The 7,478-nt window shown below is 41.3% G+C and carries 6 protein-coding genes and 1 riboswitch; of the genes, 1 reads left to right on the top strand and 5 read right to left on the bottom strand.

All coding sequences use genetic code 11. From position 1 onward, the window contains the following. Nucleotides 1-86: 86 nt before the first annotated feature. The 4 genes from H3001_RS07715 to H3001_RS07700 all read right to left on the bottom strand — a co-directional run bounded on the left by H3001_RS07715 (nucleotide 87) and on the right by H3001_RS07700 (nucleotide 3,938). Nucleotides 87-1,514: a hypothetical protein gene (locus tag H3001_RS07715; RefSeq protein ID WP_181214607.1), complete on the bottom strand. Its 1,428-nt coding sequence runs from the start codon at nucleotides 1,512-1,514 to the stop codon at nucleotides 87-89. A 399-nt stretch (nucleotides 1,515-1,913) separates the two neighbouring features. Continuing rightward, nucleotides 1,914-2,393, bottom strand: a complete 480-nt coding sequence (locus tag H3001_RS07710) for a hypothetical protein (RefSeq protein ID WP_181214606.1) — start codon at nucleotides 2,391-2,393, stop codon at nucleotides 1,914-1,916. Between the two features lie 34 nt (nucleotides 2,394-2,427). Further along, nucleotides 2,428-3,561, bottom strand: a complete 1,134-nt coding sequence (locus tag H3001_RS07705) for an MAC/perforin domain-containing protein (RefSeq protein ID WP_181214605.1) — start codon at nucleotides 3,559-3,561, stop codon at nucleotides 2,428-2,430. A gap of 2 nt (nucleotides 3,562-3,563) precedes the next feature. Beyond that, nucleotides 3,564-3,938 (bottom strand): hypothetical protein, encoded by a 375-nt coding sequence (locus H3001_RS07700; protein ID WP_181214604.1) that lies wholly within the window; start codon nucleotides 3,936-3,938, stop codon nucleotides 3,564-3,566. Nucleotides 3,939-4,079: 141 nt separating this feature from the next. Further along, a riboswitch (cobalamin riboswitch) is annotated at nucleotides 4,080-4,274 on the bottom strand. Nucleotides 4,275-4,461: 187 nt separating this feature from the next. Here H3001_RS07700 and H3001_RS07695 point away from each other — a divergent pair. Continuing rightward, on the top strand, nucleotides 4,462-4,710 hold the full coding sequence (locus H3001_RS07695; RefSeq protein ID WP_181214603.1) for a hypothetical protein: 249 nt from the start codon (nucleotides 4,462-4,464) through the stop codon (nucleotides 4,708-4,710). 79 nt (nucleotides 4,711-4,789) lie between these two features. On the opposite strand, the gene alaS is transcribed toward H3001_RS07695, so the two are convergent. Beyond that, nucleotides 4,790-7,408, bottom strand: a complete 2,619-nt coding sequence (gene alaS, locus H3001_RS07690; RefSeq protein WP_181214602.1) for an alanine--tRNA ligase — start codon at nucleotides 7,406-7,408, stop codon at nucleotides 4,790-4,792. Between the last annotated feature and the right edge of the window lie 70 nt (nucleotides 7,409-7,478).

Raw genomic sequence — 7,478 nt, 5'->3', positions numbered from 1 at the left:
ATGTAAAAGTGTGGGGGCTGAACATTCGAAACAATCTAAATGACTAAGCTTACGTCGGTCTTATTCCACACTTTGATGTTGAAACTTTATACAAAAGTACAACGTTTAATTAATATACAATGCTTACTAGCATCGTAAGTCAGCAAGGTACCGTTAATAGAGAATGCAAGGTCCTTGATATGCTGGGTGAAGGTCTGTTTGATAAGGGCTTCTACGTCTCCTCCTTTCTTAAGTGCATTACGGATGTAATCGGAATACGCTCCTCCGGTGATAATCAGTTCATTCTTCAGGTTGGTCAATGCTCTGAATCCGTTTACTGCTACATCAAAGAGCGCAAGTTCCTGATGGCTGGAGTCAAGCAGTTTTACCGAATAGTTGATATACTCTCCAGCTTTCTGTGAGGACTGGTATTGCACCAGGAAACTGTTACGTGCCGTAATGAACTGGCTGAACAGATATCCTCCATCACCGTTTTCTTCCGTATAATGCAATACGCCACTCTGATAATACTTGCCTACTTCTTCCTGATTTACAATGATGAAAGTCTTGTAATATTCATTGTGGTCGAAAGGCAGATACAATTCCGGACTGGTGTAGTTTTTATACTTTACTTTCAAATATAATTTCTTTTCTCCGGATTCATATCTCAGTTCCGTGAGCGAAGTGTTCTGCATATCTTCCTCGGTATATGCATACGGTGTTCCGTCATTGTCAGATGAATGAATTGTCAGCAGACCTTTCAGCTGTACGGCAAAGTTGTCTGTCTGATGCTCGCGGTGAAAGGCATCGAAGTTGGCCTCATAGATATTTTTGCCTGGAGTGACTTCTATGTAGGCTCTTTGTGCCATATTGTAGTCGGACGGCTTGTCCGCCGGTTTTTCTTCATCTTTCTCCGGAGCAAAACCGGTGAATTCCAAGGTCTGCTCAAAATCCTTCTTGTGGTTTACGTTTCCGGTTACGACAAGCGTGAAAGTACCGAGCTTCGCATCCTGTTTTTGTACGCGTATCTCATCAATGAATACCTGTTTGCTATTGATCTGTTTTTCTCCCTTGAACTGTTCCAGGCTGGCAAGTGCCACGGTAACCGTTTCGCTGGTATCGAAAATGAAAATACTTCTGAGTTCTTCCTGCGTGAGGGTATTGTCTTCCTCTCCGCCTCCCTGTTCCGGATCTTTTTTCTTGAATCCTTTGAAAGCCAGTGTCTCCTGAAAAGGAGTGCGGTTGACTGTTCCTGCCACTGTCAGATTGAAACTGCCCTGTAAAGCATCGATGTCTTCAGGAGTCAGCCGGCTGATGACAATGGTCTTTCCCTTTATCTGGTACGGTTTTTCTTTGTCGAATGAGTTGAGTGACTGCAGGTTCTCGTACACATCCTTTTGCGTGTCAAAACGGAACAGGGTGCGCAGTTCTTCCGGAGTGACCGAAGCGATTTCGTCTCCTGCCTTGTTCTTATGACATGCAGTAAACAGGACTGCTAAAAAGCAGAAAAAGGAAATTAATTTTACGATTTTCATACTGGAATTTTTATTCTTGATGATTAAAAAGATATTTTTTTCTATACTAATTGGAAGATAGTGAGATTTAATAAACAAACGTGTGATTTTTGAAAAAGTAACAAATGAAATTTGTCTTTAGTTTATGAAATGGATGCTATTTAACTTTTTTTATTGAAGCAGCAGGTTGGGCTCTTTTCCTTCTGAAAAAGAAAAAACCGGTAATTTTTTTACCGGTTTAAAGACATTTCCTTACCTTGATGACTCAAACAGCAGGGTTAAATAAGAAATACAGAACTTTGAGTCCCGTATTTCCATTTACACAAAATATTTTATAGTGCTCTTCCGTAGTGAAGTGATTTTGTCATTACGGACATAATTTTTCTCACATTTGTATGCTTACACAGTTGAATCCCAATTTTACAGTGCGATCAAATAGTATTGTTTTCTTATGCTTTTAAGGGTCACATTGTTATTTATTGGTAAGCTATTAATCAGAGGAGCAAATATATAATCATTAATAACATTGGAATCATATAGCGTATAAGCTAATTTTTCACCTGTCTCAGGAACAGTTGTTAAAAGATATATCTTGCCTGTTTTAGTATCAGTAAACTTTGTCATTCCATTGATAGAAAATCTATTTTGATTGTCAACTAAATAGGCATTATTGCTTCCTCCCGGTTTGTAATAGCTAGGGATACCTACTACTTTTAACCCAGGGAATAAAATACTAACTCTGTCAGCTTCTTCATATAAATAACTTCCGGATTGATTTGGAGAAATGGTCGCCGTTCGTAGTCTGACATGTTCCCCATATCTTGTCACTAAACATGTTTCCCATACCGATATTTGCTGATTGTAAAAAATCAGTCGTAATTTTATGTGTGGTTCTTGCATGTATGCAACTTCTCTGTTAATCCCTTTTTGGTAATTAGGTATAAAATGCCTGTTTCAGATTATCTTCTTCTATAAGATCACTTATAGGGATTAAAGACTCTTCTGTCAATTCAGCTATGGTTAAGTTTGAAGAGTTTTCAAGAGATCTACTCCATGTAGAAATATCAAAAACCAGTGAATTGATGTCTTTAGGGACTGTAAATTGAGAATACGCAGGTAGTCCACCAAGTGTCCGTAAGGAAAATTTTATATTTTGAAACTTATTTGTAATAGACATAGATGACCCAGGCTCCCGTCCTATGAGAATACTTTGATATGGAATTCCATTATTACTTCTTGTTTGTCCTTTCTTTTTGATATCAATTGATGCACTAATCTCGGCATTAAGATTTGTTTCTTTCTGGTTATCTTCATCATGTGAATTCTCAATATATTCTCCACAATATAAAGCAGTAGCCTGCCCCCCGGACAGAAATTGAGTCAAAACAAATCCACCGTAATATTTTATCACTTCATCGGGTGTAGTGTAATAGAGTTGGTCTAAAAAATCTTTGTGTAAATAATTTCTATAAATATCCTCTCTTGTACTGACGGGAATTAAGAGTTGGAATTTTCTATCATAGAATTTTATAGCTAATTCTCCAAAAACATTTTGATTGAGTTGGGTGTCTGTACATTTGAATATTGTTTTAGTAGTCTTCTTTGCACCTATTTGAAATATTTTAAAGTCCAATGAGAAGCCTGTGCTTACAGTGCTTACTTTGTTAATTTTTGTTTCGTAACGTTCGTAACCACTGAATGACTCATATTTTGAATAACTTTCTTTTACTGGAGATGATTGATAGAAATCTGGTTTGTCAGTAATATATTTTGCCATGTCAATAACAGGGAAACCAACATTTTGTGCATTTTCAAACGGATAGTATTCCATCTTGAAACCCCTTCCTACAAAGTCGCTAATGGTCAAGTCTGCTCTTGTGGTTGTATGTTTGGGGTGAATGTTTGAATAGTCAATACAGGGATGATTTTTATCTCTTTCTCGTAAGAGAATCACCTCCTCTCCTATATTGCTATTGTCATCTGTTATCAATAAAGATTCTTCACTATTTGTACACCCAATTAAGGAATATAGGATAATAATGAAATATATGAATCTAAAGTTCTTCATGGCTATAATACTCTTTTAAGGTCCAACATAATCAATTTTGTTTTGAGAGGGTGTTTTTTCATAATTAGCTTACTTGTAGTCAAGTTGTCAATAAACCATTCTCCGTTTAATAGCCTCCCATTGTAACCCGAAATTTGAATTATTCTGTCTTTCCTATAGTAGGAAAAACCAAAAACCTCATCGTCAATGACATAATAACCAGATGATTCAAAATTAAACATGACTCTTATTTCACGAACATTATTGCCGTCATCGTAATCCCCCTGCCATAGAATTTGCATAATTTCTGTAGAGGAAACGTCATGATTCGGCCTACACCCTAGTACCGAAATTAGAAGCAATGAATAGATTACGCCTACTAAAAATAAATTTCTCATAAATTCATTCTTTGATTGTTTTTGTCATTAACAATGCTCGCAAACAAAAATTCACGAAAAACATACAAATAAATCTACTGAGCAGGGAGTGGTAGCAAGTTGTGGACATAATACACCTAAACTTCCGACACCCGCAGAAGTAGATTCTATAGCGTAAAGGCAGGTCTCCTGACTTACTCTAATCTTCGAGCCTTCCCAGTCAATAAACTAGTGGCATAAGATTTCGAAAATTTTTATCCCAATAAGGAAAGAGTTATACAGTAGCGGGGACTGTTGCCGATTCACACAGCATTCCCTATTAATTCCTTGTAGGAAACCTTTACATTTCAAAGGTATGAATAAATTCCGATATATATGCAAAAATCTATCACTTTTTTATTAGACAGGGTAAGAATTGTCTTTTGGAAGAATTTCGATTAAAGAGAAACTTATCAATCTTTACTCAAAGCAACATGAGTTCAATCTATGCGATACGTCCGATAGCCTCTACATCAATTATTTCAATATTTGGAGAAGACGTTTTTTGACCCACGATTATAACCGGAATCCCATTGTAAGCCGCATTTTATTTGTCCGGCAAGGGGATGAAATCAGCCTGGAGGAATTTGCTGAACTCCGTACACGGGGCATTCCGAAAGCGGAACTGCCTCCGGAAGAGTCGGATTTTTATGAATATACCTGTCATCCAGGAGATGTGATCCGGAGCATGATGCTGGTTTCTCCCGATAGGAACATGGACGATCTGAAGCGGGAAAAGAAAATCCTGGAATAGCTTTGAGACTGTTGTGGTGATAATAGAAAAAGACCGGTATGCGTATACCGGTCTTTTTCTATATTATAGGGTAGGAAAATCAAAATCCTGCCAGTTCAATGACTTTATCGACTGCCTGACTCAATCCTTCCGGATTCTTACCGCCGGCAGTAGCAAAGTGAGGCTGACCGCCACCGCCACCCTGAATCAGTTTGGCAGCTTCGCGTACCAGCTGACCGGCATTCAGTCCGGCTTTTACCTGATCTTCACTCATAGTGACTGTCAGCAACGGTTTTCCTTCGAACTCGCTGCCGATTACAACGAACAGGTTTTCAGGGAACTGGCCTTTCAACTGGAAGGCAATGTTCTTCACTGCATCGGCAGGCATCGGCAATACGGCCTTGATAACCTTAACACCGTTGACATCCTTTGCAGATTCAATCAGTTTGCTCTTCACTGAGGCTTCTTTTTCTTTCATGAACTCTTCTACCTGCTTCTTCAGGCCTGCATTTTCGTCAATGTATTTGGCGATGGCAGCCTTCAGGTCGGGAGCGTTGTTGAACAGGGCCTTCAGGTCGCTGAGGGTATCCTGTACGGTGTCGAACATTTCTTCAACCTTCGCTCCGGTTACGGCTTCGATACGGCGTACACCGGCAGCTACAGAACTTTCAGAAATGATTTTTACCATACCGATCTTTCCGGTAGCCGATACGTGAGTACCTCCACAGAATTCGATGGAAGAACCGAACTGTACGACACGTACTTCATCACCGTATTTCTCACCGAAGAGGGCGATGGCACCCAGTTCACGGGCCTTTTCAATCGGCAGGTTGCGGTATTCGGTCAAAGGTACGTTTTCGCGGATCTTGGCATTGACCAGGTGTTCTACTTCGCGGATCTGTTCCGGAGTCACTTTCTGGAAGTGAGAGAAGTCGAAACGCAGAGAGTCCGGAGTCACCAATGAACCTTTCTGTTCTACGTGTGTACCCAGTACCTGACGCAGTGCTTCGTCGAGCAGGTGAGTACAAGAGTGGTTGGCCGCACAGGCATCACGCTTGTCGGTATCTACACAAGCCATCATCGGAGCATCGAGGTGTTCCGGCAATTTCTTGGCAATGTGGATCGGCAGGTTGTTTTCTTTCTTGGTGTCGATGATGTCGATGGTCTCGAATTCGCTGACCAGTACACCGGTATCACCTACCTGACCACCACTTTCTGCATAGAACGGAGTGTCGCTCAGTACAATCTGATATAAAGTCTGATTCTTCTGTTTTACCTGACGGTAACGCAGGATAGAAGTCTCATATTCTGTATAATCGTATCCTACAAATGTAGTCTCACCTTCTTTCAGGGTAATCCAGTCACCGGTTTCTACAGCAGCTGCATTACGGGCACGGTCTTTCTGCTTCTTCATTTCAGCCTCGAAACCTTTCACGTCGGCAGCCATTCCGTTTTCACGCAAAATCAGTTCGGTGAGGTCGAACGGGAATCCGAAGGTATCATACAGGGTAAATGCATCTACTCCGCTGATTTCGGTCTTTCCTGCAGCCTTGGTTTCGGCCATGGTCTTGTCGAGCAGACGGATACCGGTTTCCAGTGTACGCAAGAAAGATTCTTCTTCTTCCTTGATTACTTTTTCAATCAGTGACTGCTGGGCTTTCAGTTCCGGATAAGCTCCTCCCATGTTTTCAATCAGTACCGGAACCAGCTTGAACATGAATGCCTGTTTCTGTCCGAGGAAGGTGTATGCATAACGTACGGCACGGCGCAGGATACGGCGGATCACGTAACCGGCTTTGGCATTTGAAGGCAACTGGCCGTCTGTGATAGAGAAGGCGATGGTACGGATGTGGTCGGCGATTACGCGCATGGCCACGTCAATCTTTTCGTCTTTTCCATAAGTGACTCCTGCCAGGTCACCGATTACCTTGATGATCGGCTGGAATACATCGGTATCGTAGTTGGAGCGTTTGCCCTGCATGGCCATACACAGACGTTCGAATCCCATACCGGTATCGATTACCTTGGCTGGAAGACCTTCCAGGCTGCCGTCTGCCTTACGGTTGTACTGCATGAACACCAGGTTCCAGATTTCAATTACCTGCGGGTGGTCTTTGTTTACCAGTTCACGTCCCGGAATGAGCTTGCGTTCTTCTTCCGGACGCAGGTCGATGTGGATTTCAGAGCAAGGACCGCAAGGACCTGTATCACCCATTTCCCAGAAGTTATCGTGCTTGTTACCGTTGATGATGTGGTCGGCCGGCATGTACTGTTCCCAGTAAGAAGCGGCTTCGTTATCACGTTCCAGACCTTCCTCCGGGCTTCCTTCGAATACAGTGGCATATAAGTGAGCGGGATCGATTTTCAGTACGTCCACCAAAAATTCCCAGGCCCAGCTGATGGCTTCTTTCTTGAAGTAATCGCCGAAAGACCAGTTGCCCAGCATCTCAAACATTGTATGGTGATAGGTATCATGACCTACTTCTTCCAGGTCATTGTGCTTACCGCTTACGCGAAGACATTTTTGAGAGTCTGTCACACGTTTGTATTTTGCAGGGTGGTTACCCAGGATAATGTCTTTGAACTGGTTCATACCTGCATTGGTAAACATCAGAGTAGGATCGTCCTTGATTACCATCGGTGCAGACGGTACAATCTGATGCCCTTTCGACTCGAAGAATTTTACAAAAGAGTCGCGGATTTCATTTGCTGTCAACATAATGTTTATATTATCTTGTAGTTAATATTCTGAAAATTGATTTGCAAAGATAATCGGTTTTATTATTTTT

Origin of the sequence: Phocaeicola faecicola, from assembly GCF_013618865.1 — a bacterium.
Taxonomy (GTDB): Bacteria; Bacteroidota; Bacteroidia; order Bacteroidales; family Bacteroidaceae; genus Phocaeicola; species Phocaeicola faecicola.
The sequence above is the reverse complement of the archived record's forward strand: the minus strand, read 5'-3'. Positions and strand labels throughout refer to the sequence as shown.

Coding starts and splice junctions, on each gene's coding strand:
- H3001_RS07715 (WP_181214607.1), bottom strand. CDS start 1,514: ATGAAAATCGTAAAATTAATTTCCTTTTTCTGCTTTTTAGCAGTCCTG.
- alaS (WP_181214602.1), bottom strand. CDS start 7,408: ATGTTGACAGCAAATGAAATCCGCGACTCTTTTGTAAAATTCTTCGAG.
- H3001_RS07705 (WP_181214605.1), bottom strand. CDS start 3,561: ATGAAGAACTTTAGATTCATATATTTCATTATTATCCTATATTCCTTA.
- H3001_RS07710 (WP_181214606.1), bottom strand. CDS start 2,393: ATGCAAGAACCACACATAAAATTACGACTGATTTTTTACAATCAGCAA.
- H3001_RS07700 (WP_181214604.1), bottom strand. CDS start 3,938: ATGAGAAATTTATTTTTAGTAGGCGTAATCTATTCATTGCTTCTAATT.